Genomic DNA, 25,699 nt, shown 5'->3' on the forward strand with positions numbered 1-25,699 from the left:
TTCATATAAGCCAGGATACACTCAGTCGCATAGTTTACCTGCAAAGTGACAATGAAACATGTCTTACGAAAATCATGATGCCTTATCGGGCTTAACCCTGGGCAAAACCACCGCCTACCGCGACATCTACGACGCCAGCCTGTTACAGGGCGTGCCGCGCAGTCTTAATCGCGATCCACTCGGGCTGAAAGCCGATAACCTGCCCTTTCACGGCGGCGATATCTGGACGCTGTATGAGCTCTCCTGGCTCAACGTCCGGGGTTTACCCCAGGTGGCGGTAGGTCACGTTGAGCTGGATTACACCAGCGTCAACCTGGTGGAGTCCAAAAGCTTTAAGCTCTACCTCAACAGCTTCAATCAGACCCGCTTTGACAGCTGGGACGCGGTGCAGCGCACGCTGGAACGTGACTTAAGCGCCTGCGCGCAGGGGAAAGTGACCGTCGCCCTCTACCGCATCGACGAGCTGGAAGGTCAGCCAATCGCCCATTTCCACGGTACCTGCATTGACGAGCAGGATATTGAGATCGACACCTACCAGTTTGATACCGCCTGGCTTGAAAATGCTGCCAGCGGCAACGTGGTGAAAGAAACGCTGGTCAGCCACCTGCTGAAATCCAACTGCCTTATCACTCACCAGCCTGACTGGGGTTCGGTTCAGATCCAGTATCGCGGCGCTAAAATCGATCGTGAGAAGCTCCTGCGCTACCTGGTCTCCTTCCGAAACCACAATGAGTTTCATGAGCAGTGCGTGGAGCGCATCTTCAACGACATTCTGCATTTCTGCCAGCCAGAAGCGCTGAGCGTCTACGCCCGCTATACCCGCCGCGGTGGGCTGGATATCAATCCGTGGCGCAGCAACACCGATTTTGTTCCGGCGATCGGTCGTTTAGTCCGTCAGTAAGATAAATAAATTCACAATATGCGCGGTCCGTTCCGCGCTTTGGGTTGTGAAAGGTCATAAGCCAGGGCTATTGTAATCAGCAGGGAAAGACGATAAACGTCCCGTAAGGAGCTCACTTGATTACACATATAAGCCCGCTTGGCTCAATGGATATGTTGTCGCAGCTGGAAGTGGACATGCTCAAGAGCACGGCCAGCAGCGATCTTTATCAACTGTTTCGCAACTGTTCACTTGCCGTTCTGAACTCCGGTAGCCTGACCGACAACAGCAAAGAGTTGCTGTCCCGCTTTGAAAGCTTTGATATTAACGTTCTGCGTCGTGAACGTGGCGTGAAGCTGGAGCTGATTAACCCGCCGGAAGATGCCTTTGTTGACGGGCGCATCATTCGCGCGCTGCAGGCCAACCTGTTTGCCGTCCTGCGCGATATCCTGTTTGTGAATGGCCAGATCAGTAACGCCGGTCGTTTCCAGCATCTGAACCTCGAAAGCTCGGCCCATATCACCAACCTGGTGTTCTCCATTCTGCGTAACGCCCGTGCCCTGCACGTGGGCGAAGCCCCGAGCATGGTGGTGTGCTGGGGGGGTCACTCCATTAACGAAACCGAATACCTCTACGCCCGTCGTGTCGGCACCCAGCTGGGGCTGCGCGAGCTGAACATCTGCACCGGCTGCGGTCCGGGGGCGATGGAAGCGCCGATGAAGGGCGCCGCGGTGGGGCATGCCCAGCAGCGCTACAAAGAGGGCCGTTTTATCGGCATGACCGAGCCGTCGATTATTGCCGCTGAGCCGCCGAATCCGCTGGTCAATGAACTGATCATCATGCCGGACATCGAGAAACGTCTTGAGGCGTTTGTCCGTATCGCGCACGGGATCATCATCTTCCCGGGCGGCGTGGGGACGGCAGAAGAGCTGCTCTATCTGCTGGGCATTCTGATGCATCCGGCTAACCAGGACCAGGTCCTGCCGCTGATCCTGACCGGGCCGAAAGAGAGTGCAGACTACTTCCGCGTGCTGGATGAGTTCATCGTCCATACCCTGGGCGAGGCGGCTCGCCGTCACTATCGCATCATCATCGATGACGCCGCCGAAGTGGCGCGCCTGATGAAAAAGGCGATGCCGCTGGTGAAAGAGAACCGTCGCGATACCGGGGATGCCTACAGCTTTAACTGGTCGATCCGCATTTCGCCGGATCTGCAGATCCCGTTTGAGCCGTCGCATGAAAACATGGCCAACCTGAAACTCTATCCCGATCAGCCGGTTGAAGTGCTGGCCGCCGATCTGCGTCGCGCCTTCTCGGGCATCGTGGCGGGTAACGTGAAGGAGGTGGGTATCCAGGCCATCGAAGAGTTTGGGCCGTATAAAATTCATGGCGACCGCGACATGATGCGCCGCATGGACGATCTGCTGCAGGGCTTCGTCGCCCAGCACCGTATGAAGCTTCCAGGCTCTGCCTATATCCCCTGTTACGAGATCTCAGCGTAACGCCTTGCCCGGCGCGCATGCCGGGTACCCTATCCCGCCGGGAATGGCCCTTCGCCTCCCGGCTTTTTTATTGCCTTCAGCGACATGGCCTGGCCTGCAATATCACTATTACTTATCTTTTTGCTATTTCATAACGTAACGCAAACGATTACGTTCCTGGCCAGAGCGTGATTTATCAGCCGAAAATGCCATAAAGCACGAAAAAATCCTCTAAACAGACACTTTTACAGCGTAAGGCTCCTATCTTACTGGGGGATCTATCTCGCCACATATCGTTAATGGTAGCCTTCGCGCCCAGAAATTCGTCATGCTGTTTTATTAGCAGATAAATGGTCTAAAGATACCCACATCATAAGTGGATTATCGCATTTGAGATCGGGATCACTGATAGATCCATTACTAAAATGTATCTTTCCGCCCGCCGATAGTTACGGAGAAAAATTATATAAAAACCGTCACTGAGCGAATTTCATATTACGATTAGCCCTTTTTGCACTGAATTTGACCAGAAACCTGACATTAGCTACTCCTGGAGACACAGATGGAAACCACTCAAACCAGCACCGTTGCTTCGATTGAAACCCGAAGTGGATGGCGTAAAACAGATACCATGTGGATGCTTGGCCTGTACGGCACAGCAATCGGCGCTGGTGTTCTTTTCCTTCCTATTAACGCAGGTGTGGGCGGCTTAATTCCGCTGATCATCATGGCGATCATTGCCTTCCCGATGACCTACTTTGCACACCGCGGCCTGACCCGTTTTGTGCTCTCTGGTAAAAACCCGGGCGAAGACATCACCGAAGTTGTTGAAGAACATTTCGGTATTGGCGCTGGTAAACTGATTACCCTGCTCTACTTCTTTGCGATCTACCCAATCCTGTTGGTTTATAGCGTGGCTATCACCAACACCGTGGACAGCTTCATGACTCATCAGCTGGGCATGACCCCGCCGCCGCGCGCTATTCTGTCGCTGATCCTGATCGTCGGCATGATGACCATCGTGCGCTTCGGTGAGCAAATGATTGTGAAGGCGATGAGCGTGCTGGTGTTCCCGTTCGTTATCGCTCTGATGGTGCTGGCCTGCTACCTGATCCCACAGTGGAACGGTGCGGCGCTGGAAACCCTCTCCCTGAGCAGCGCATCTGCTACCGGCAACGGCCTGTGGATGACCCTGTGGCTGGCCATTCCGGTCATGGTCTTCTCCTTCAACCACTCCCCGATCATCTCCTCCTTCGCCGTGGCGAAGCGTGAAGAGTACGGTCAGGGTGCCGAGAAGAAGTGTTCCAGCATCCTGGCTCGCGCTCACGTGATGATGGTGCTGACCGTAATGTTCTTCGTCTTCAGCTGCGTACTGAGCCTCGCGCCGGCGGATCTGGCGGCAGCGAAAGAGCAGAACATCTCTATCCTCTCTTACCTGGCGAACCACTTTAACGCCCCGGTCATTGCCTGGATGGCGCCAATCATCGCCATTATCGCGATTACCAAATCCTTCCTCGGCCACTACCTGGGCGCACGTGAAGGCTTTAACGGCATGGTGATTAAATCGCTGCGCGGTAAAGGCAAGAGCATTGAAATCAACAAGCTGAACAAGATCACTGCACTGTTCATGCTGCTGACCACCTGGGCGGTTGCCACCATGAACCCGAGCATCCTTGGGATGATCGAAACCCTGGGCGGCCCGATTATCGCGATGATCCTGTTCCTGATGCCGATGTACGCGATTCAGAAAGTGCCAGCGATGCGTAAATACAGCGGCCAGATCAGCAACGTCTTCGTTGTGATTATGGGTCTGATTGCTATCTCCGCTATCTTCTTCTCGCTGTTCGCTTAATTCCTCCCGCGCCGTCTTCGGACGGCGCACTCTTCTCCCAAGACGTAGCAACGGACGCATCATGATTAGCGTTTTCGATATTTTCAAAATTGGTATTGGTCCATCCAGCTCGCACACCGTCGGGCCGATGAAAGCCGGTAAACAGTTCACGGACGATCTTATTGCGCGCGGAATGCTGCACGACACGACCCGCGTGGTGGTGGATGTTTACGGCTCCCTGTCGCTGACCGGCAAAGGTCACCATACCGATATCGCCATTATTATGGGCCTGGCGGGCAACCTGCCGGATAGCGTGGATATTGACGCCATCCCGGCCTTTATCCAGGACGTTAACACTCACAGCCGGTTGCTGCTGGCGAAGGGTGAACACGAAGTTGAGTTCCCGGTTGATCGCTGCATGAATTTCCATGCCGACAACCTGTCGCTGCACGAAAATGGTATGCGGATCACTGCCCTGGCAGGCGACAAGGCGATTTACAGTCAAACCTATTACTCCATCGGCGGCGGTTTTATCGTCGACGAAGACCATTTTGGCCAGAGCGACAGCGCGCCTGTGGCGGTTCCTTATCCGTACAAATCGGCGGCCGATCTGCAGCGCCATTGCCAGGAGAGCGGTCTGTCACTCTCCGGCCTGATGATGCAAAACGAGCTGGCATTGCACAGCAAAGCGGAGCTGGAACAGCACTTTGCCAACGTCTGGGAAGTGATGCGTGGCGGTATTGAACGCGGTATTACTACCGAGGGCGTTCTGCCGGGCAAACTGCGCGTTCCGCGTCGGGCTGCCGCCCTGCGCCGCATGCTGGTGAGCAGTGACAAAACCACCAGCGACCCGATGGCGGTGGTGGACTGGATCAACATGTTCGCACTGGCGGTGAACGAAGAGAATGCCGCGGGTGGCCGCGTGGTTACCGCCCCGACCAACGGTGCCTGCGGTATCGTTCCGGCGGTGCTGGCTTATTACGACAAGTTCATCCGCGAAGTGAATGCTAACTCGCTGGCCCGCTATCTGCTGGTCACCAGCGCCATTGGCTCGCTGTACAAGATGAACGCCTCCATCTCCGGCGCGGAAGTGGGCTGCCAGGGTGAAGTAGGCGTGGCCTGCTCAATGGCGGCGGCGGGACTGGCGGAGCTGCTGGGCGGAAGCCCGACGCAGGTCTGTATTGCCGCAGAGATCGGGATGGAGCATAACCTCGGTCTGACCTGCGATCCGGTTGCCGGTCAGGTGCAGGTGCCGTGCATCGAGCGTAACGCGATTGCTTCCGTGAAGGCGGTCAACGCCGCGCGTATGGCGCTGCGCCGTACCAGCGAGCCGCGCGTCTGCCTCGATAAAGTGATCGAAACCATGTATGAGACCGGGAAAGACATGAATGCCAAATACCGCGAAACCTCTCGCGGCGGTCTGGCGATGAAGATTGTCACCTGCGATTAAGTCCAAAAAGGAGCCTCGTTTTGCGAGGCTCCTTCCCGAACGCCCCGCCACACGTAGTTTCCCCCCGCCGACAGTGTTACCCTTATTTGACTGAACAGAAGGGAGAAAATCTGTGGCCGTTCATTTGCTTATTGTCGACGCGCTCAACCTTATCCGGCGCATCCACGCGGTTCAGGGTACGCCCTGCAAGGATACCTGCCTGAATGCGCTGGAGCAGCTTATCCGCCACAGCCAGCCCAGCCACGTGGTCGCCGTGTTTGACGATGAAGCCCGTAACAGCGGCTGGCGGCATCAGCGCCTGCCGGATTACAAGGCCGGCCGTGCGCCGATGCCGGATGACCTGCACGCAGAAATGCCCACCATCCGCGCCACCTTTGAACAGCGCGGGGTTCCCTGCTGGGGCGCCGAGGGCAACGAAGCTGACGATCTGGCCGCCACCCTGGCGGTAAAAGTCGCCAGCGCCGGGCATCAGGCCACCATTGTCTCGACGGACAAGGGCTACTGTCAGCTGCTCTCCCCCACTATTCGCATCCGCGACTATTTCCAGAAACGCTGGCTGGATGCCCCCTTTATCGCCAGTGAGTTTGGCGTCTCGCCGCAGCAGCTACCGGATTACTGGGGTCTGGCGGGGATCAGTAGCTCAAAAGTGCCGGGTGTGGCAGGCATTGGCCCGAAAAGCGCGGCCCAACTGCTAACCGATTTTCAGGATCTGGAGGGGATTTACGCCCGCCTGGATGAGGTGCCAGAGAAGTGGCGCAAAAAGCTGGAAGCGCATAAAGAGATGGCCTTTATCTGCCGGGACGTGGCGCGGTTACAGACCGATTTACAGTTAGACGGGAATTTGCAGCAGCTACGGTTAGATCGAGTGTGAGTTTATGCCCGGTGGCGCGATGCTTACCGGGCCTACGGACGAGGGTTGTTGTAGGCCCGGTAAGCGTAGCGCCACCGGGCGTTACAAAGGTTATCTCTCGTCGCGACGCCCACCGACGGCAGCCCACCAGCGGCGGATATGCACGGTGACTTCTTCACGATCGTGGTACAGCTGGCGCGCCTGAATCACCACGTTAATACCGTGTTCATCCATCTGCTCCTGAATGTAGGCCAGGTTCTGAGAGACTTCCTCATAGCGCTTTTTCATCGGCAGCTTGAGGTTAAAAATGGTCTCACGACACCAGCCGTTCACCAGCCAGGAGGCCATCAGGGCCGCCACTTTTGCCGGTTTCTCTACCATGTCGCACACCATCCAGGAGATGTTGTTGCGGGTTGGACGATAGCGGAAACCATCTTCACGCAGCCAGGTCACCTGCCCGGTATCCATCAGGCTTTGCGCCATCGGACCGTTGTCGACAGAGGAAACCCACATGTTGCGCTTCACCAGCTGATAGGTCCAGCCGCCCGGACAGGCACCGAGATCAACCGCATACATGCCGTTTGCCAGGCGTTCGTCCCACTCATCAGCGGGAATAAAGACGTGAAACGCCTCTTCAAGCTTCAGCGTTGAGCGGCTTGGGGCATCAGCCGGGAACCGCAGACGGGGGATGCCCATAAAGAACGGCGAGTTATTGGTGGTGTAGGAATAACCGGTATAGCAGCAGCCAGGGGCGATAAAGAAGATATGGACCACGGGACGTTTTGGTGTCTCGTAGTTGGTTAACACGCCCGCCTCACGCAGTGCCGCGCGCAGCGGCACGGTGAACTTACGGCAGAACTTCATCAGCTCTTTGCTTTCGTTGGTGTCCGCAACCTCAACGCGCAGATCGCCGCCCTTCTCCACCACGCCCTGCAGCATGCCAACAATCGGCGAAATGCGATCTTCAGGCGGCAGATCTTTCAGCAGTTCACCCGCGACAAACATCTGACGGGCAAAAATCAGCGAGCTGAACGGCAAGTCGCGAACCAGTTTTTCCGCGTCATCAGCCTGATAGCACTCGAAAACAACATAGCCCGAATTCTCTTTTACGCGGGCAAAACCAAATACCTCGCGCTTCGCGGCTTTATCAGTGATCTCCGCGGCACACTCTTTTTCAAAGCCCGGGCGACAATATAAGACAACTTTATTCATGAACAACGCCCTTGCGTTTCAGACGGAACGAACCGATTAACATTAATACCCACCCGACCAGGAAGCTGACGCCGCCGACCGGGGTAACAAACGCCCACAGGCGTAAATGCGACAGCGCAAGGCAGTACAGGCTACCGCTGAACAGCACGGTACCCAGCGCCATAAATACGCTGCTCCAGTAAAACCAGATACTGATACGGCGTTGCATCGCCACGGCTAATCCGAAGATCGCCAGGGTGTGAAACGCCTGATATTCCAGACCGGTGTGGATCCAATCCATCTCCACCACACCCAGTGATTTGCGTAAGACATGTGCGCCAAAAGCGCCCAGGGCAACAAAAATAAAGCCACTCACCGCGGCAAAAATCAGCATAAAACGGCTGGTCATGTTTCTGTCCTGAAGTTATGCGCGTCCTGCGCGCAAAAGAAAGTGTTACTCGTACCGAAAGCGGAATTTTTCTTGCTCGTTGGCCGCCTTTGCCAGGATCCACTGGCGAAACGCGGCTATTTTACCCAGTTCTGCCTGACTGTCATGACAAACCAGATAAAAAGCATTCTTACTGACCAGAACATCATTAAAGGGGCAGACCAGGCGGCCGGCCTCAATTTCGGACTGCGCCATGACGTTGTTTGCCAACGCCACGCCCTGTCCATGGATGGCAGCCTGTAACACCATCGCACTGTGGCTGAAGATGGGGCCCTGCTGCACATTAATATGGTTAAGACCAAGCTGGCGGGTATAAGTTTGCCAGTCGCGGCGAGAAGCATCATGCAAAAGCGTATGCTGCGCCAGATTCTCCGGTGCTTTTAACGCTTTTTCGCCTGTTAAGAGTAGTGGTGAGCAGACCGGCAGCAAATACTCCGCGTACAATTTTTCGACACGCAGGCCTGGCCAGTTGCCGCGACCATAGAAAATTGCCACGTCGACATCGTCCGCCAGCTTGTCTTCCTGACGGTCGACAGCCTGGATTCGGACATCAATCCCCGGATAAGCTGAGTTAAAGCTTGAGAGTCTCGGCACCAGCCACTGAATGGCAAAACTGGGCAATAAACTGACAGTCAGTGCCCCTTTGGCACTGCGCGCCTGCAGCTTACGGGTCGCCTCCGTCAACTGGGAGAAGATCTCTTTAATATCCTGAAAATAGCTCTGCCCCTCTTCCGTCAGAAGCAGGGAACGGTTGCGGCGGCGGAACAGCTTGAGGCCCAGAAAATCCTCAAGGGACTTGATTTGATGACTTACTGCGGCCTGCGTCACAAAAAGCTCATCGGCCGCGCGCGTGAAACTTAAATGGCGGGCGGCAGCGTCAAATACACGTAATGCATTAAGAGGTGGTAATCGCTTGGACATGGTTATCTGGCTTAGATGTTAACGGCTTTTAACAAACAGGAAACAACGTTTAACCTATTAGTTTTTTTTATCTGAGCCATTATAAATTGTCCGTTGAGGAACTACCAGCAAATACCTATAGTGGCGGCACTTCCTGAGCCGGAACGAAAAGTTTTTTTGGAATGCGTGTTCTGAAGGGCTTTTGGCTTACGGTTGTGATGTTGTGTTGTTGTGTTTGCAATTGGTCTGCGATTCAGACCCCGGTAGCAACGCTACCAATTTTTCACTTCCTGTACATTTACCCTGTCTGTCCATAGTGATTAATGTAGCACCGCCCAATTGCGGTGCTTTTTTTTGTCTGCAATTCCGTTAGTGATCCAGCTCAACCATCTCTTTCACATCACCACGGTTGATTTGCTGTTTGTTCCCGTTAGCATCCTTATACGAGATCATACCGGTGTCATTATCGGTTTGTGGCTTACCGTCGGACACGATTGAACGGCCATCATTGGTATGCATAACGTAGTTATTACCGGAACAGGCGCTCAGGGCGAAAGTCAGCATACAGGCAGAAACAATTGCGACAGTCTTTTTCATCTTTTATCTCCTTTAGCAATTAATGCTATCTAAACCATGTTTCAGAACAGGCTAAAACATCTTCCTGACACTATTTCAGCATAACCTGCTTCGTCTGTTACGCCAGGATAAACAGACAAATCCGATAGAGATCAACCTTCTTGCCCTGCCGCTGAATTTGCGCGACGATCTCTTCATGATAAAGAGGAATTCCATGAACGCATTCAGCCCTGCCCATTTTCGTGCGCAGTTTCCGGCGCTGGCCGATGCCGGTGTCTATCTCGATAGCGCCGCGACGGCCCTCAAGCCTCAGGCGGTGATCGATGCTACCCACCAGTTTTACAGCCTGAGCGCAGGCAATGTGCATCGCAGCCAGTACGCCGAGGCGCAACGCTTAACCGCGCGCTATGAAGCGGCCCGCGATCAGGTTGCGCAGTTGCTTAATGCCGAAAGCGGTAAAAACATTGTCTGGACCCGCGGCACCACCGAAGCCATCAACATGGTGGCCCAGTGCTATGCCCGCCCACGCCTGCAGCCGGGGGACGAGATCATCGTCAGCGAGGCGGAGCATCATGCCAATCTGGTGCCCTGGCTGATGGTGGCTGAGCAGACCGGCGCCCGGGTAGTGAAGTTACCCCTGGGCGCGGATTGGGTGGCGGATATCGCCCGCTTGCCCGATGTGATCACTCCTCGCAGCCGTATTCTCGCGCTGGGGCAGATGTCCAACGTCACCGGCGGCTGTCCGGATCTGGCCCGCGCTATTGAGATTGCCCATGCCAACGACATGGTGGTGATGGTTGATGGCGCGCAGGGTGTAGTGCACTTCCCGGCAGACGTACAGCAGCTGGATATCGATTTCTATGCTTTCTCCGGGCATAAGCTGTACGGGCCAACCGGGATCGGCGCGCTGTACGGCAAAGCGGAGCTGCTGGAGCAGATGACCCCGTGGCTCGGCGGCGGCAAGATGATCGCCGAAGTGAGCTTTGATGGCTTCCAAACCCAGGCGGTGCCGTATCGCCTGGAGGCCGGGACGCCCAACGTCGCCGGGGTAATTGGCCTGAGTGCGGCGCTGGAGTGGCTGGCGGATATCGATCTGCAGCAGGCAGAGAGCTGGAGTCGTGGGCTGGCAACGCTGGCGGAAGAAGCGCTGAAAAAACGCCCCGGTTTTCGCTCTTTCCGGGTTCAGGATTCAAGCCTGCTGGCGTTTGATTTTGCCGGGGTGCATCACAGCGACATGGTGACACTGCTGGCGGGATACGGCATTGCCCTGCGCGCCGGTCAGCACTGCGCCCAGCCGCTGCTGGCAGCGCTTGGCGTTCCGGGTACCCTGCGCGTCTCGTTTGCACCCTATAACACCCAAAGCGATGTCGAGGCCCTGGTTGCCGCCGTCGATCGCGCCCTTGCCTTACTGGTGGATGAATGACAAGCCCAACTCTGGCCGGACACCCGTTCGGCACCGTCATCACTGACGAGACGTTAAAACAGACCTTCGCCCCGCTGAGCCAGTGGGAAGACAAATATCGCCAGCTGATCCTGCTGGGCAAACAGCTCCCCGCGCTGTCCGATGAGCTGAAAGCGCAGGCAAAAGAGATCCCCGGCTGTGAGAACCGCGTCTGGCTTGGGGTCACGCCCGTGGGGGATAAGCTGCATTTTTATGGCGACAGCGAAGGCCGCATTGTGCGCGGATTGCTGGCGGTATTGTTGACAGCAATAGAGGGAAAAAGCGCCGCGCAGATCCTCAGTGAAAGCCCGCTGGCGCTGTTTGATGAGCTGGGGTTACGTGGCCAACTGAGCGCCTCGCGCAGCCAGGGGCTGACTGCGCTGAGTGAGGCGGTGCTGGAAGCGGCGCGTCAGGCTTGACGTTCCGCCTTCGCCATCATCTTTTTCAGGGCGTGAGACACGGCGATAAAACCAAAGGTCGCGGTCACCATGGTGGCCGCACCAAACCCGGAGGCGCAGTCCATCCGTTTTGGCCCTTCCGCGGTGCTCTTCATGGCGCAGACTGAGCCGTCCGCCTGAGGGTAAACCAGCGCTTCCGTGGAGAAGACGCAGTCTATGCCCAGCTTGCCTTTGCTGTTTTTCACTACCCCAAAATCGCTTTTCAGTCGTTCGCGCAGCTTGGCGGCCAGCGGATCCTGAATGGTTTTCGCCAGGTCGGTGACCTGAATTTGCGTCGGGTCGATCTGTCCGCCCGCCCCACCAGTGGTCACCAGCGGCACTTTATTGCGACGACACCAGGCGATCAGCGCCGCTTTTGGGCGTACGCTGTCGATGGCGTCAATCACGTAGCTGTAACCCGCGCCCATATACTGGGCGACGTTATCGGCCGTTACGAAATCATCAATCACGGTGACACGGCATTCCGGGTTGATCTGGCGAATGCGTTCCGCCATCACCTCGGATTTTGCCAGCCCGACGCTGTCGCGCAGGGCGTGGATCTGCCGGTTGGTGTTGGTCACGCAGACATCATCCATGTCGATAAGCGTAATGGCGCCGATCCCGGTTCGTGCCAGCGCTTCCGCCGCCCATGAGCCAACGCCGCCAATCCCGACCACGCAGACGTGCGCATCGGCAAACAGTTGCAGGGCTTTTTCACCATATAAACGCGCGGTGCCACCAAAACGCTGGCGCCAGGCTTCGCTCATTACCACAGACATAGGACCTCAGATGTAAAAAGGGTGAGAGTTGCCCCTCACCCCGGAAAACATGGCGTCAATATTACCACACTCAGCCGCTAAACACGTTCCCCGCGCCTGCTGCCGGTTTCAGCACCCACACGCGTCCGTAGTGGTTATACCAGCCCGCACGGTGACCGGCATCAGGCCCGATCCCCTGATAGATGTCGAAGTGCTGGCCTTTGATTGCGCCGCCAACGTCCAGAGCGACCATCAGACGCAGCTCGTACTGGCCGGAGAATTTCCCGTTGTGATCCAGCGTCGGCACTTCGGCTAACAGCGTGGTACCCGGCGGGATCACCGTCTTGTCAGAGGCGACCGATGCACGACCAATCAGCGGTACCGCACTCGCCCCTTTCACCGGAGCGAAGTTCTGCGGTTTAAAGAAGACAAAGGATGGGTTCTGCTCAAGCAGTTCACGCACTTCAGATTCGCTGTGCTTCTCGCCCCACTCGCGGATCGCCTGCATCGACATATCTTCGCGTTTCACTTCCCCGCGATCGATCAGCACTTTACCGATACTGCGGTAAGCATGGCCGTTCTTGCCGGAGTAGCTGAAGAAGTTAAGCGGGCTGCCGTCGCCAAAATCGATATAGCCACTGCCCTGCACATCCATAATGAAGTTATCCATCAGCGAGTTGCTGTAGGCAAGAATGTAATTTTCACTCAGCGCACCGGAATAGATCTCGGCGCGGGACGGCAGGCGGCCACGTTTTGGCGGCATGCGGTAGATAGGATACTTGAACTCACCCTGCGCGGTATGGCGCGCCTGCACCACCGGGGTGTAGTAGCCGGTAAACTGGACGTTACCGTAGTTGTCGGTGCCTTCCATCTGCCAGGCGTCGAGGCCGTACTGGCGCATGGTGCGGGTATCGCCCCCGGCGCGTAACCAGTCCTGCACCGCGTTATAGACGGCATTCTGCGAGCCATACAGCCGCGGCGAGGCGGTGCGGATTTGGCTCACCTGTTCCGCGAAGTCGCCGCCGTTAATCGGCGCGCCCACGGCATCCGGCTGATTCACTAAAGAGAAAGGCTGGGTCAGTTTCCCGTCTTTATATTGCTGACCGCGATCGGTCGGTTTGGAGGAGCAGGCAGCCAGAATGGCTACCATCGCGCCCGTCATCAGATACTTCGCCCAACGTCCTTTCATTATGTCTCGTCTTTTAGTTGCCCGTTTCTGCGCATCGAAGATAACAAACCGGCAAGGGTATTGAAATGCGATTACCTCCCCTCACGCAAATTTTGCGCAAAAAACAGTCGAACTGTCGGCATAGCATACAATCAACACCTAATTTGGTGATTTTTACGAAAAAGGGTTGCAACAAAAAGTCATCCGAGTATAGTGCGCATCCACGGACGCGGGGTGGAGCAGCCTGGTAGCTCGTCGGGCTCATAACCCGAAGGTCGTCGGTTCAAATCCGGCCCCCGCAACCAATTAAAATTTGATGAAGTATCTTCTACGACTGTAGAAAGACGGACGCGGGGTGGAGCAGCCTGGTAGCTCGTCGGGCTCATAACCCGAAGGTCGTCGGTTCAAATCCGGCCCCCGCAACCAATCAAATTTAAAGAAGTAAGATTCTACGAAGTAGAATGACGGACGCGGGGTGGAGCAGCCTGGTAGCTCGTCGGGCTCATAACCCGAAGGTCGTCGGTTCAAATCCGGCCCCCGCAACCAACACTTCTGAAAACAATAAACACCCTTCCGGGTGTTTTTTTGTATCTGCAGTTTGTCATTTTGCCGGGCGTAAACCCGGCCATCCTGATTATCCGCGTCTCGCCAGCGTCGCCCCATCCGAGAAATAGGCCTTAATCCCTGCCAGTATCGACTCCGCCACTTCCTGCTGGAATGCGGCCGTCTTGAGCTTGCGCTCCTCTTCCACGTTACTGATAAACGCCGTTTCCACCAGTATCGACGGAATATCCGGCGCTTTCAGCACCGCAAACCCGGCCTGCTCGACGCTGTTTTTATGCAGCTTATTAACCCTGCCCAGTCTACCCAGCACGGCTTTACCAAACTTCAGGCTGTCGGTAATGGTCAGCGACTGCACCATATCAAACAGGGTATGGTCGACGTAGCGATCGCCGCTCTTACTGACACCGCCGATCAGGTCAGAGGCGTTTTGCGAATCTGCCAACAGTTTAGCCGCCGTACTGGTTGCCCCTTTGGTTGAAAGGGCAAACACAGACGATCCGCTGGGCTGACGGCTGGTAAAGGCATCCGCATGGATAGAGATGAACAGATCTGCGCGCTGCTTTTGCGCCTTCGCCACACGCACCTTCAGCGGAATAAAAATGTCTTCATTACGTGTCATATAGGCGCGCATGTTGCCTTCTCTGTCGATCAGCGCCTTCAGGCGACGGGCGATCTGCAGCACCACATCTTTTTCCCGGGTACGGTATTTGCCCACCGCGCCGGAGTCCTCCCCGCCGTGTCCCGGATCGAGCATGATCACAATCGGGCGATCGCGCCCGGCTTTCCCCGGCTTCGGGCCACTCTGCGCAGGCGGAACCTGACGATCGAGATCGCCTTTATTGTAATCTTCCAGCAACGCCAGCAGAGGATCCTGGATATCCGTCGCGTTGGCCGGATAGAGATCCATCACCAGACGCTCTTTGAAACCGGCCACCGGGGCCAGGGCAAACAGCTGCGGCTTCACGTTCTGCTTGAGTTCAAACACCATGCGCACGGTTTTCGGATCAAACTGCCCGACCCGTGCTGACTTAATGTAGGGATCGTCGCCACGGATCTGGGCACTCATCCCTTTGAGGACAGAATTGAGGTTCACCCCTTCGATATCCACCACCACCCGCTCCGGGTTACTCAGGGCGAATTGCTTATAGTTAAGTACCCGGTTGGACTCGACCGTCACGCGTGTATAGGTCGATGCCGGCCAGACACGCACCGCGACGACCTGACTGACGGCAGCAAGCCCTACCTGACTTACGCTAAGCAACCACATTGCCCCGGCCCCTTGTAGCAGGCGGCGACGACTTAATGCTTTACTGGATCCCGACATGCTTCTCCCGAGCAAAGATATCGAATAACTTCTCATAACGTCCAAATTGACCGAAAACTTTAGCGAATGATGCATAAACTGTCATCCTTAAAAGGGTAAACAATCATGCGTTAACGATATCTTCTCTGAATGTTTTCTTTGCTTCGCAGAAAAATTTGGCTTGCGCGCAGGCGCATATTCGAATAAAAATACAAAAATTACGAATAAAAATTCATTGAGGGGTTGTGCCGTGGTGAAGGAACGTAGAATCGAACTGGTCCAGGGATTCCGTCATTCTGTTCCCTATATCAACACTCACCGGGGGAAGACGTTCGTCATTATGCTCGGCGGCGAAGCCATTGAGCATGAGAACTTCTCCAGTATTGTCAATGATATAGGCCTGCTGCACAGCCTGGGAATTCGCCTTGTCGTCGTGTATGGCGCCCGCCCACAGATTGAAGCCAATCTGGCCATGCATCATCACGAACCGATTTATCACAAACATACCCGCGTCACCGACGCTAAAACGCTGGAACTGGTTAAGCAGGCTGCCGGCCTGCTGCAGCTGGACATTACCGCGCGGCTGTCGATGAGTCTCAACAATACCCCACTGCAGGGCGCGCATATTAACGTGGTGAGCGGCAACTTTATTATTGCCCAGCCGCTTGGCGTGGATGACGGGGTGGACTATTGCCACAGCGGACGTATTCGTCGTATCGATGAAGAGGCGATCCACCGCCAGCTCGACGGCGGCGCGATTGTGCTCACCGGCCCGGTTGCCGTCTCGGTGACTGGCGAAAGCTTCAACCTCACCTCAGAAGAGATTGCCACCCAGCTGGCGATCAAGCTGAAAGCCGAGAAGATGATCGGCTTCTGCTCCTCGCAGGGGGTGACGAACGAGCTGGGGAATATCGTCTCTGAGCTGTTCCCGAACGAAGCCCAGGCGCGGGTCGAAGCGCTTGAGGAGCAAGGCGATTACTACTCCGGCACCGTGCGCTTCCTGCGCGGCGCCATCAAAGCCTGCCGCAGCGGCGTGCGCCGCAGCCACCTGATCAGCTATCAGGAAGATGGTGCCCTGCTGCAGGAGCTGTTCTCCCGGGACGGTATCGGGACGCAGATCGTGATGGAGAGCGCCGAGCAGATCCGCCGCGCCACCATCAACGACATCGGCGGCATTCTGGAGCTGATTCGCCCTCTTGAGCAGCAGGGGATCCTGGTGCGTCGCTCCCGCGAACAGCTGGAGATGGAGATCGATAAGTTCACTATTATTCAGCGCGACAACCTCACCATCGCCTGTGCGGCGCTCTATCCCTTCCCTGAAGAGAAGATCGGGGAGATGGCCTGCGTGGCGGTGCACCCTGACTACCGCAGCTCGTCGCGCGGCGAGGTATTGCTGGAGCGGATCGCGGTCCAGGCGCGGCAGCTGGGGCTGAGCAAGCTGTTTGTGCTCACCACCCGCAGCATTCACTGGTTCCAGGAGCGCGGCTTCACGCCAGTGGACATTGATTCCCTGCCGGAAACCAAGAAAGAGATGTACAACTATCAGCGTCGCTCGAAGGTGCTGATGGCGGATTTAGGTTAAGACCCCTCACCCTGACCCTCTCCGCACAATCTTATGGGCTCCACAGTAATTTCCGTGCTTTTAAAGCAATGAAATAATTGCAGAATAATGAAAAACTGACAGCCACTCCCTGGGCCGGCTGAAAATCGCTGAGGCGTTTCCTGCAAGCCGGGGCGAGGCGCATGGATGCGCCGAGAGGGCGGATTTACAGGGATGTTACCTCCGCCCGCCCCCGATAAGCCGTAAGGAATAAGCCGAAGGGACCGCGAAGCGGCGATTTTCTTTGCCGGGAGCCGGGATTGTTAAGGGGCGGCGGCAAGCCCCTTAACACGTTCACGGGTGACGCGGCTGACAGAGAAGCACAAAACATAAAGTGAACGGAACCACCTACTGAGCCGCATGTTCCCCCTCACCCCAGCCCTCGCCCTAAATGGAGAGGGGGCCGTCCGTGCCAATATTTTTTGTGGGGTTCAAAGGGGAAAATTATAACGCCTCAAAAATCGCACTCAGGCCACTGCGTCGCTCCGTACGGGTGGTGACGGCCTGCACCAGCACACCGTCATCCGCATACAGCGACAACCGCCGACGGGCACGGGTGATGGCGGTATAGACCAGCTCCCGGGTCACCACCGGGGAGATCTGGGTAGGCAGGATCAGCGCCGCATGATCGAACTCCGACCCCTGCGATTTATGTACCGTCATCGCCCAGGCGGTTTCATGCTCCGGCAGGCGGCTCGGCTGCACGGACTTCAGGGTGCCATCCGGCATCTGGAACCAGACGCGCAGCCCCTGGCCCCGATCAAGCGCAATCCCGATATCACCGTTAAACAGACCCAGCGCACTGTCGTTGCGCGAGATCATCACCGGGCGACCTTCGTACCAGCGTGAATGCGGCTGACGGCTGATGCGGCGTTTTTGCATCAGCACCTGCTCCAGCCTTTCGTTGAGCCCGGCCACGCCAAAGGGCCCGTCCCGCAAGGCGCACAGCAGCTGATAGCGGCTAAATGCCGCCAGGATCTCCCCTTCTGCGGCCTGGTGCTGTACATGGTCGAGGAAATGCTGATAACCCTGCAGGGCATCCTCCAGCATCACCAGATACTCTTCCCCGCTCTGGAGCTGCTTTTTCTCGATATCGCTGAAGGTGCCGTCAAACACCGAGCGCAGCGCGTGGCGATCGCCGCGGTTAACCGCCGCCGCCAGCTGGCCGATACCGGAGTCGCTGCCGAAACGGTAGCTTTTTTGCAGCAGGCACAGGCTGTCGCGCAGCGCGCCCGCCACCGGGCTGATGTTGCCTTCCATCTGACATCCCGTCATCCCAGCCAGCTCCTGGGCACGCTGTACGGTAAAACCGGCGCTGGCCCAGGTGCAAATATCCCCCAGCACCGCCCCTGCTTCGACGGAGGCCAGTTGATCGCGGTCGCCAAGGAAAATCACCCGGGCATGGGGCGGGAGGGCATCAATCAGACGAGACATCATGGTCAGGTCGATCATCGAGGCCTCATCCACCACCAGCACGTCCAGATGCAGCGGGTTACCGCCATGGTAACGCAGACGTTGGCTGCCCGGCTGAGCGCCAAGCAGACGGTGCAGAGTACTGGCTTCGGTCGGGAAGCGCTTACGCTGGAGATCGGACAGCGGGAGCTGCTGCAGCGCCCCGCCCAGCGACTCGGTGAGACGCGCGGCGGCTTTACCGGTCGGGGCTGCGAGCCGGATACGGCACTTCTCCTCCCCCGCCATCTGGATCAGTGCCGCCAGCAGACGGGCAACGGTGGTGGTTTTACCGGTGCCCGGGCCGCCGGAAATCACCGAGATACGTCGGGTTAGCGCCACGGCCGCCGCCACCTTTTGCCAGTTAACGGCTTCGTCAGAGGTAAAGAGCGCATTCAGGGTACGCTGAACGTCGGCACTGTCGTGAGGTAAGGGATGGTTGGCTTCGCTAAAGAAACTGGCCACGGCCCGCTCATAGCGCCACATCCGGTTAAGATAGAGCCGGTCGCCCGTCAGCACCAGCGGCGTCGGCTCATCCCCAGCGCTCACCGCCCGGGAACGCATCAGCGTCGTGGGCCAGTCCAGGGTTTCATCATGGAGGGCAAAACAGGCCTGCAGGGCGGCGGTTTTCGCCTCTGCCTTCAGACGTGACAGCGGCAGGCAGACATGCCCTTCTCCGGTGTCCCGGCTCAGGATTGCCGTCGCCAGCATCACCGAGGGTTCATCGTTCCCGGCCACCATCATCGCAAACTGTACATCCAGACGACGCAATACGCGCTGTTCTACGGCCTCCAGCAATAATTCCTGCATCGTCATGACACAAGCTCCTCTCGGCTTGCAGAAAACAAGATATCCATTTGATTTATTAAATTTTCATCCGGTCGGGTGGCAAAGCAGCCGGACCCCGGCGAGCTGCCGTCCACGCCGCGTAAAAACAGGTAGATCACCCCGCCGAAATGGTGCTGATAGTCGTAGTCGGCAATACGGTGGCGCAGATAACGATGCAGCGCCAGGGTGTAGAGCTGGTACTGCAGATCGTAGCGGTGGGACTGCATCGCGCGAGCCATCGCCTCCGGGGTATAGGCCTCGCCGTTTTCCCCCAGCCAGTTGGACTTATAGTCCAGCAGGTAGTAGCGACCATTATGGCGGAATACGAGGTCGATAAAGCCTTTCAGCATGCCGCGCACCTGACGGAAATCGAGCGGCGGGCAGTCACGTGACAGCGGATCGTACTCGCGGATCAGCGCATCCAGCGCATCGGCGGTAAGCGGCCCGGCGACCGGCAGGTAAAACTCCATCTCAACCTGTTTATCGGTGGCTGAAAGCTGGCTCAGCGAGATCCCCTCCTCGTTGAGCGGCGTCTGCAGAACCTGGTTGATCCAGTGGGTCAGGACCGGCTCCCAGCGGGCGTCATATCCGCCTTTCTGCAGCATCTCCAGCACCCACTCCGGGGAGACGGGTTGCGTGAAATCGAGCGCTTCAAACAGACTGTGTAAAAAGGTGCCCGGCGAAGCGCCGCGTGGAAACTGGTGCGGCGTCAGCTCCGGCTCCTGTGCCACCTCGCCGGTGCCTGCGGCATCAACGTCGAGGCGCGGCATCAGATCCTGAGCGATGCTGTGCCCGCGCTGCTGCAGGCCGGAGTAGCTGGTGACCCGCCAGTCGTCGAACAGCGCGCGTGCTACCTGCCGGGCCTGCAGATCCGGCATCACCGACTCCGGCATCTGCCAGCGGGCGGTGTCAGCCACCCCGGCAACCTGGAGTGCGATGTGGTCATTGCACAGGGTTTCCAGGCACTGGCGCAGCCCGGCCGCATCTTTCGGCTCGCCGCGCTGGATCAGGCGACCAAGGGCGCTGAGGTGAAAATCGCTGTCACCGGATTTGTCGCCCCGACGCCGGAACAGCGGCGCGACGCCCAGGCTGCAGTGCCAGACCGAACGGGTCAGGGCCACGTACAGCAGACGTAAATCTTCCGCCAGCCGCTCGGCTTCGGCCAGCTCGACGCTGTCCTCCGCTTTGCTGAGGTCGAGCACGGCTTCAAAGGTTTGGCGATCGTGATAAAAGGCCTGATCCTGCACCCGGTAATTGGCAATAAAAGGTAGCCAGACCAGGGGGTATTCCAGCCCCTTCGATTTGTGAATGGTGACGATTTTGACCAGATGTTTGTCGCTTTCGAGGCGCATCTGCTGGCTTGAGGCGTTGCTGTTGGGTTCGGCGATATGCTGCGCCAGCCAGCGCACCAGGGCATGCTCGCTCTCAAGCTGGGTTCCTGCCTCCTGAAGCAGCTCGCTGATGTGCAGAATGTCAGTCAGGCGGCGTTCGCCCCCCGCGGTGGCCAGCATATTTTCAGCAATATTGCGCTGCGTCATGATGTCGCGCAGCATCGCCATCACGCCCCGCTTCTGCCAGCGCTCGCGGTAGCGGGTAAACTCTTCCACCGCCTCATCCCAGAGGGTTTCACTGTTATTCAGTCTGTCGATGTCCCGGGCATTAAGACCGAGCATCGAGCTTGCCAGCGCGCTGCGCAAGGCGCTTTCCCGCTCGGGTGCCAGCACCGCCTGCAGCAGCCAGAGCATCTCCTGAGCTTCGAGAGTTTCAAACACGCTGTCGCGGTTGGAGAGATAGACCGAAGGAATGGTGAGCAATGTCAGCGCGTCGCGGACCAGCGCTGCCTCCTGACGGCTGCGCACCAGCACCGTAATGTCCGAGGCCCGCACCGGCCGGGCTTCGTCGCCCCGGTGCAGGATGGCTTCACCGCGAACACCGGCGCTCAGCCAATCGCGGATTTGCGCCGCGCAGTGCTGGGCCATAAAGGTCTGGTAATCCCCGACGCCGCACCCCTCGCCTTCCATCAGCCAGACGCTCATCGCTGGCTGAAAATCACCCCGCAGCTCAAAGCGCAGCCCGGCATTCTTCGGGGCGGATTTGACCGGCTGGAAGGGGATCTCACGGAACATGAAGGCGTCGTTCATCTGTGAAAAGAGAGTATTGACGCTTTCCACCATGCCAGGCGCCGAGCGCCAGTTGGTATCCAGCGTATAGTGCGCGGCGACTTCGCCACGCGCTTTCATATAGGTGAAAATATCCGCGCCACGAAAGGCGTAGATCGCCTGTTTCGGGTCGCCAATCAACAGCAGCGCGGTGTCGGGCTGTTGTCGCCAGATGCGGCGAAAAATCCGGTACTGCTGGGGGTCGGTGTCCTGAAATTCATCGATCATCGCCACCGGAAAACGGCCCCGGATGGCCGCAGCCAGGGCATCGCCATTGTCGCTGTTCAGGGCCTCATCGAGACGGCTGAGCATATCGTCAAAACCGAGCTCGCCACGACGACGTTTTTCTCGCGCCACCGCGTCGCGGATCTCGGCCAGCGCCCGGGTGATCATCAGATCGTTCAGGGTCAGCGGTTCAGCCAGCAGGGTATCGATGGCGACAAACAGCGGGTGTTCCGGCACTTCGCCACCCGCTTTGGTCCGCTCCGCCAGGAACCTCTGCGAGAACTTCTCCAGCGCGTCAGGTAGCTGATAGCTGTGCTTCTCCTCCTGGGTCCAGGCCGTAATGCGTTCAATGTATTTTGCCTGGTTGCCGCGGTTGAACTTGCGCCGGTCGATACCGGAACCTTCGATAACCGCGTCGATTTCCGCCACGCTGTTGGACCACTGCTGTTTCATGGTGGCGATCAAGCCAACGATCTTCTCATGGCGAGAGGCCAGGGTTTCGTCCGCAGGCGGGGGGGATTTGATAACCGGGGCTTCGCCCTGCAGATAACGGTCGATGGCGCGGAGTAACTCTTCCGGACCTTTCCATAAGCCGTGAACCGCTTCGGCAATATCTCGTGGCAAGGGGTAGCAGTGACGGCGCCAGAAGTCGGCGCACGCCTGATAGCGCAACAGGGATTCATCTTCGATGAGCTGCTGCTCAAAGAGCATGCCGGATTCAAAGGCATTCAGGCTAAGCATCCGCTGACAGAAGCCGTGGATGGTGAACACAGCGGCCTCATCCATCTGACGTTCCGCCAGCAGCAGCCACTGCGCCGCCTGCTGTGGGTCGTCGATCTCCTCCAGCAGGCTGGCATACAGCGGGTTGTCCGTGCTCTGTCTCAGGCAGGCAATGCGCAGCTCGTGAATGTTAGCGCGGATACGGCCACGCAGCTCTTCCGTTGCGGCCTCGGTGAAGGTTACCACCAGCAGCTCTTCCACGCTAAGCGGGCGGCTGAAGGCTGCGCTGCCGCCCAGTCCGAGCAGCAGTCGCAGATAGAGTGCCGCGATGGTGAAGGTTTTTCCGGTTCCCGCTGAGGCCTCTATCAGTCGCTCCCCCTGTAACGGTAAACGTAGGGGATCAAGGGACTCGGCGGTATCGGTCATTCGTTCTTACTCCTGGGCAAAGATTGCTGCAATGCACTCACGCTCTTCCAGACCGTCCAGCCTGCAGGTGGGGTGACGTCAGCTTTTTTGCTTTGACTACCTGAAACCTGAGAGAGGATCGCCATCCCCTGCGGGGCAACCACCGCCTGGTGGAAGAAGTCGGCGACGTTCTGCGGCGTGAGCTGTTTTATCTCGGCCACTACTTTATCATGCGAATCGAAGCGCATATTACCCCGATCAAAATCTTTGCTGATCTTTGAGGCCTCTTCGGCCAGGGTTTGCGGCGGCTGTGTGATCTGGGCGATCACCGCCTGCTGGATCTGGGCAAACTCTTCTGGCTTCATGGCGCGCAGCTTCGCTTCCGCCTCCGGGAAGAAGGCCTGGAAACGCTGCCAGAGATAATCCGGCTGCTTATCACTGCTTTGCAGCAGGAAGCCCATCCCCCACTGGCGACCAACGTTCATTGAGAAGGCAAACACGGCATAACCCAGCTGCTCTTCGGTACGTAACTGGGTGTAGAACCAGGGCTGCACGATCTGTCCGAGCACAGCGCTGTAAGCTGAGCTGGCGTATTCGTCATAGCCGGTCGGGACAAAGACCGCCGCCAGCGCGGAGTCTGTGCTGCTGCCGGGTTTCTCGAAAATCACGTTCTGCTGTTTATCGACCAGCACATCCTGGTTGCGACACCATTCGGTACCTTTAGCCCCCAACTGGGTGCGGACATCCTGCGCCAGGGTTTTCGCCTGATCTTCGCTCATATTGCCGACCACCAGAAACTCCGGTCTGGCATTAGTTTTCAGCGCCGCACGATAGGCCATCACTTCCTCGAGGGTGATGGACGGCAGCAGCGCCCGACGCTCTTCACGCTGGAAGTAAGGCACCTGGGACAGCATCTGCACCGGCATAATGGCCTGATCGAAGGCCTTGCCCTTTTCGGCAGAGTCCATCATCTGGGCATACCAGGATTTGGCCTGCGCCAGCTGCTCCTCGGTGGCGGTGTAGCTGAAGTAACCCTCCAGCAACGCCTTAAACAGCTGCGGCAGACGCTGAGTGTAGCCGTTGGCGTTGAGCATCAGGCCATTATTGGCGTTGGTCGAGAAACCGATCCCGCCCACGGCGGCCTGGTTGCTGAGCTGATCCAGCGCGATGCCGGCCAGATAGTCATTCAGGGCAAACATCACCTGGTTTTTGGCGCTGTCCATCGCCGCAGGATTACGCAGCACCATGCTGACGTTAGCTTTCGGCTCGCTGGCGAAATAGCGGCTCGGGGTATAAACCACGCGCAGGTCAGCTTCGTCCACAATCAGCTGCGGTTTTGCATAGGCTTTAGCTGGTTTTATCAGCGTGAAGTCGTCCGGGATATAGGGGTTCACCTCCGGCAGCTTGAGCGCAATCGCGGCAGATTTCTTCTGCCAGTCGGCAAAAGTTTGCTCGCTGATTTTATCCACCTGATACTCAGCATTCACAAAGTAGGCCGTTTTGTTGTGCGGCTCGTCCGGGCTGATGTACCAGACACGGGCATTCTGCGGCGTCATCATCGCCAGACGGGCTTTGACGGCGTCAGCATCGTACTTATCGGCGATATTGACCGCATCCAGCGTATGCTCAACCGGCACACGGATCATGGTGTCGGCCAGCCACTCAACGTAGTCCATATCGCGGGTGATGGAGGGATAACGGAAGTCGAGATCCAGCACGTGCGCCAGCTCGTCGAAGTAGCGTTTATCGACGCCTTTGTCACGCAGCAGCGCGAGATAGCTGAAAATCGCGGCAACCACCTCATCACGATGGGCCAGCCCTTTATCGGTTAAGGTCGCGGAGATAGCCAGCACACCGCTGTTGCCGTTGACGATCGGATCGGAGTCCGCGCGGATACCTTCCACCAGCCCCTGGTTTTGCAGCCAGTCGGACAGGGTATCCGGGCTACGGTTGCCAATCAGGTAGTTAACCAGCTCGTCGGTTTTGCTGCGAAACTGCGCGGTGTTGTTATCAATGCGGAATTCCACGCGCAGTACCTTGCGCGGCATCGCGGGAACATAGTGAATGATTAAGCCTTTCTGCGCATCGGTGACGACCGGCACGGTGATTTCCGGACGGGTAATATCTTTATTCGGCACCCGACCGTAGGTTTCGGCGGCGAGTTTCGCCAGCTCCGGCAGAGGTTTGTTGCTGTACACCACCGCTTTCATCAGATTGGCGGAGTAGTATTTGTCGCGGAAGGCGTGCAGCGCATCGAGCACCGGGCTGTCCGGCTTGTCGCTCAGCGTTTCGAGATTACCACCAGAAAAGCGGGAGCCAGGGTGCGCGGGGTTGATGGTTTCGGCGCTGACCTGGGCCATACGCATCCCGTCCCGGGTACGGGCCATCGTCAGCTCCGCATTGACGGCGTTGCGCTCGCGATCGGCATATTTTTTATCCAGCAGCGGGGCGGCAATGGCATCCGCAAGACGATCGACCGCGCCTTCCAGCGCATCGTTTTCGACTTCCAGATAAAAGGCCGTGCGGTATGGCGCGGTGCTGGCGTTATGGCTGCCACCGTGCATTTTTAAAAACTCGGCCAGGCTGTCTGGCTGGGGGTACTTCTTTGAGCCCATCAGGGTCATATGTTCAAGATAGTGCGCCAGCCCTGGATGGGACTCAGGATCTTCCAGCGAGCCCACCGGCACCACCAGCGCCGACAGCGACTTTACCGCCTGCGGATCGGAAACCAGCAGCACGACCATCCCGTTATCAAGGCGGATCGCCTGATAGTCGCGAGTATCTTTATCGCTTTTGCGAATCGTTTCCTGAACGGGTTGCCAACCGGTATTTGCCTGACTGAGGGGGGTCCAAAGAGCGACGAACAAAACTAAGGTTTTCAACAAGGTGCTGCCTGGCATTCACTACCTCTTCATCACGGACATCATCATTAACACGCTTTGTGCCGGACAGGCCAGCATCTCTTTGTGGTGTACATCAGTCCATGACAAGATGGGCATCATAAATGAATGCCCAAATCTGTGCAATTTTTACAC

At 57.4% G+C, this 25,699-nt stretch carries 18 protein-coding genes and 3 tRNA genes; 11 read left to right on the forward strand and 10 right to left on the reverse strand.

What is annotated here, in order from left to right; translation table 11 throughout:
* Positions 1-58 precede the first annotated feature (58 nt).
* The 5 genes from queF (at position 59) to xni (ending at position 6,513) form a co-directional block, all read left to right on the forward strand.
* Positions 59-901: an NADPH-dependent 7-cyano-7-deazaguanine reductase QueF gene (queF, locus tag G7090_RS18745; protein ID WP_166183787.1), complete on the forward strand. Its 843-nt coding sequence runs from the start codon at positions 59-61 to the stop codon at positions 899-901.
* A gap of 116 nt (positions 902-1,017) precedes the next feature.
* Positions 1,018-2,382, forward strand: coding sequence for a nucleotide 5'-monophosphate nucleosidase PpnN (gene ppnN / locus G7090_RS18750; protein ID WP_106994446.1), 1,365 nt, complete (start codon positions 1,018-1,020; stop codon positions 2,380-2,382).
* A 541-nt stretch (positions 2,383-2,923) separates the two neighbouring features.
* Positions 2,924-4,213 carry an HAAAP family serine/threonine permease gene (locus G7090_RS18755; protein WP_166183789.1) on the forward strand — a complete coding sequence of 430 codons (1,290 nt, stop codon included), beginning with the start codon at positions 2,924-2,926 and terminating at the stop codon, positions 4,211-4,213.
* A 61-nt stretch (positions 4,214-4,274) separates the two neighbouring features.
* A complete protein-coding gene (locus tag G7090_RS18760) occupies positions 4,275-5,642 on the forward strand; it encodes an L-serine ammonia-lyase (protein WP_106994444.1) in 1,368 nt (455 codons plus the stop codon).
* 112 nt (positions 5,643-5,754) lie between these two features.
* On the forward strand, positions 5,755-6,513 hold the full coding sequence (gene xni, locus G7090_RS18765) for a flap endonuclease Xni (RefSeq protein WP_166183792.1): 759 nt from the start codon (positions 5,755-5,757) through the stop codon (positions 6,511-6,513).
* A gap of 90 nt (positions 6,514-6,603) precedes the next feature.
* Here xni and rlmM read toward each other — a convergent pair whose 3' ends face one another.
* From rlmM to G7090_RS18785, 4 genes are all read right to left on the reverse strand, one after another.
* Positions 6,604-7,704, reverse strand: a complete 1,101-nt coding sequence (gene rlmM / locus G7090_RS18770; protein ID WP_166183794.1) for a 23S rRNA (cytidine(2498)-2'-O)-methyltransferase RlmM — start codon at positions 7,702-7,704, stop codon at positions 6,604-6,606.
* The gene (locus G7090_RS18775) at positions 7,697-8,092 is read right to left on the reverse strand and encodes a DUF423 domain-containing protein (RefSeq protein ID WP_032613718.1); all 396 of its coding nucleotides are present in this window, start codon (positions 8,090-8,092) and stop codon (positions 7,697-7,699) included. Before G7090_RS18775 ends, rlmM begins: the two co-directional genes overlap by 8 nt.
* 45 nt (positions 8,093-8,137) lie before the next feature.
* Positions 8,138-9,052 (reverse strand): glycine cleavage system transcriptional regulator GcvA, encoded by a 915-nt coding sequence (gene gcvA, locus G7090_RS18780; protein WP_039029917.1) that lies wholly within the window; start codon positions 9,050-9,052, stop codon positions 8,138-8,140.
* Positions 9,053-9,400: 348 nt separating this feature from the next.
* On the reverse strand, positions 9,401-9,628 hold the full coding sequence (locus tag G7090_RS18785) for a YgdI/YgdR family lipoprotein (RefSeq protein WP_106994441.1): 228 nt from the start codon (positions 9,626-9,628) through the stop codon (positions 9,401-9,403).
* A 193-nt stretch (positions 9,629-9,821) separates the two neighbouring features.
* Between G7090_RS18785 and csdA the strand changes: the two genes are divergently transcribed.
* Both csdA and csdE read left to right on the forward strand, forming a co-directional pair.
* Complete coding sequence (gene csdA / locus G7090_RS18790) at positions 9,822-11,030, forward strand: cysteine desulfurase CsdA (protein ID WP_166183797.1); 1,209 nt, start codon at positions 9,822-9,824, stop codon at positions 11,028-11,030.
* Positions 11,027-11,467: a cysteine desulfurase sulfur acceptor subunit CsdE gene (gene csdE, locus G7090_RS18795; RefSeq protein ID WP_166183799.1), complete on the forward strand. Its 441-nt coding sequence runs from the start codon at positions 11,027-11,029 to the stop codon at positions 11,465-11,467. Before csdA ends, csdE begins: the two co-directional genes overlap by 4 nt.
* Here csdE and tcdA read toward each other — a convergent pair.
* Together tcdA and mltA are read right to left on the reverse strand one after the other, a co-directional pair.
* The gene (gene tcdA, locus G7090_RS18800; RefSeq protein WP_166183801.1) at positions 11,458-12,264 is read right to left on the reverse strand and encodes a tRNA cyclic N6-threonylcarbamoyladenosine(37) synthase TcdA; all 807 of its coding nucleotides are present in this window, start codon (positions 12,262-12,264) and stop codon (positions 11,458-11,460) included. The two genes, csdE and tcdA, sit on opposite strands and share 10 nt — an antisense overlap.
* 70 nt (positions 12,265-12,334) lie before the next feature.
* Entirely contained in the window at positions 12,335-13,432 is a 1,098-nt protein-coding gene (gene mltA, locus G7090_RS18805) for a murein transglycosylase A (RefSeq protein WP_106994437.1), read from the reverse strand.
* Between the two features lie 207 nt (positions 13,433-13,639).
* Here mltA and G7090_RS18810 point away from each other — a divergent pair.
* The 3 genes from G7090_RS18810 (at position 13,640) to G7090_RS18820 (ending at position 13,957) form a co-directional block, all read left to right on the forward strand.
* Positions 13,640-13,716: transfer RNA gene (locus G7090_RS18810), tRNA-Met, on the forward strand.
* 44 nt (positions 13,717-13,760) lie between these two features.
* Positions 13,761-13,837 (forward strand) — tRNA-Met (locus G7090_RS18815).
* A 43-nt stretch (positions 13,838-13,880) separates the two neighbouring features.
* Positions 13,881-13,957, forward strand: a tRNA-Met gene (locus tag G7090_RS18820).
* 88 nt (positions 13,958-14,045) lie between these two features.
* Here G7090_RS18820 and amiC read toward each other — a convergent pair.
* Positions 14,046-15,299, reverse strand: coding sequence for an N-acetylmuramoyl-L-alanine amidase AmiC (amiC, locus tag G7090_RS18825; protein WP_106994436.1), 1,254 nt, complete (start codon positions 15,297-15,299; stop codon positions 14,046-14,048).
* Between the two features lie 229 nt (positions 15,300-15,528).
* On the opposite strand from amiC, the gene argA reads away from it, so the two are divergent.
* Positions 15,529-16,860 carry an amino-acid N-acetyltransferase gene (gene argA, locus G7090_RS18830; RefSeq protein ID WP_106994435.1) on the forward strand — a complete coding sequence of 444 codons (1,332 nt, stop codon included), beginning with the start codon at positions 15,529-15,531 and terminating at the stop codon, positions 16,858-16,860.
* A 462-nt stretch (positions 16,861-17,322) separates the two neighbouring features.
* Here the strand turns inward: argA and recD are convergent, their stop codons facing one another.
* From recD to ptrA, 3 genes are read right to left on the reverse strand one after another with little or no spacing between them, the layout of a single operon-like run.
* Complete coding sequence (gene recD, locus G7090_RS18835) at positions 17,323-19,143, reverse strand: exodeoxyribonuclease V subunit alpha (RefSeq protein ID WP_166183803.1); 1,821 nt, start codon at positions 19,141-19,143, stop codon at positions 17,323-17,325.
* Positions 19,140-22,685: an exodeoxyribonuclease V subunit beta gene (gene recB, locus G7090_RS18840; RefSeq protein WP_166183805.1), complete on the reverse strand. Its 3,546-nt coding sequence runs from the start codon at positions 22,683-22,685 to the stop codon at positions 19,140-19,142. The genes recD and recB overlap by 4 nt, the downstream gene beginning before the upstream one ends.
* Positions 22,682-25,564: a pitrilysin gene (gene ptrA / locus G7090_RS18845; RefSeq protein ID WP_166183807.1), complete on the reverse strand. Its 2,883-nt coding sequence runs from the start codon at positions 25,562-25,564 to the stop codon at positions 22,682-22,684. Before ptrA ends, recB begins: the two co-directional genes overlap by 4 nt.
* Positions 25,565-25,699: the final 135 nt, after the last annotated feature.

This window comes from Leclercia sp. 29361 (assembly GCF_011290365.1).
Classification (GTDB): Bacteria; Pseudomonadota; Gammaproteobacteria; order Enterobacterales; family Enterobacteriaceae; genus Enterobacter; species Enterobacter tamurae.

Coding starts and splice junctions, on each gene's coding strand:
- G7090_RS18775 (WP_032613718.1), bottom strand. CDS start 8,092: ATGACCAGCCGTTTTATGCTGATTTTTGCCGCGGTGAGTGGCTTTATT.
- recD (WP_166183803.1), bottom strand. CDS start 19,143: ATGACGATGCAGGAATTATTGCTGGAGGCCGTAGAACAGCGCGTATTG.
- csdA (WP_166183797.1), top strand. CDS start 9,822: ATGAACGCATTCAGCCCTGCCCATTTTCGTGCGCAGTTTCCGGCGCTG.
- tcdA (WP_166183801.1), bottom strand. CDS start 12,264: ATGTCTGTGGTAATGAGCGAAGCCTGGCGCCAGCGTTTTGGTGGCACC.
- recB (WP_166183805.1), bottom strand. CDS start 22,685: ATGACCGATACCGCCGAGTCCCTTGATCCCCTACGTTTACCGTTACAG.
- amiC (WP_106994436.1), bottom strand. CDS start 15,299: ATGTCGGGATCCAGTAAAGCATTAAGTCGTCGCCGCCTGCTACAAGGG.
- ptrA (WP_166183807.1), bottom strand. CDS start 25,564: ATGCCAGGCAGCACCTTGTTGAAAACCTTAGTTTTGTTCGTCGCTCTT.
- queF (WP_166183787.1), top strand. CDS start 59: ATGTCTTACGAAAATCATGATGCCTTATCGGGCTTAACCCTGGGCAAA.
- csdE (WP_166183799.1), top strand. CDS start 11,027: ATGACAAGCCCAACTCTGGCCGGACACCCGTTCGGCACCGTCATCACT.
- mltA (WP_106994437.1), bottom strand. CDS start 13,432: ATGAAAGGACGTTGGGCGAAGTATCTGATGACGGGCGCGATGGTAGCC.
- G7090_RS18785 (WP_106994441.1), bottom strand. CDS start 9,628: ATGAAAAAGACTGTCGCAATTGTTTCTGCCTGTATGCTGACTTTCGCC.
- gcvA (WP_039029917.1), bottom strand. CDS start 9,052: ATGTCCAAGCGATTACCACCTCTTAATGCATTACGTGTATTTGACGCT.
- rlmM (WP_166183794.1), bottom strand. CDS start 7,704: ATGAATAAAGTTGTCTTATATTGTCGCCCGGGCTTTGAAAAAGAGTGT.
- G7090_RS18760 (WP_106994444.1), top strand. CDS start 4,275: ATGATTAGCGTTTTCGATATTTTCAAAATTGGTATTGGTCCATCCAGC.
- G7090_RS18755 (WP_166183789.1), top strand. CDS start 2,924: ATGGAAACCACTCAAACCAGCACCGTTGCTTCGATTGAAACCCGAAGT.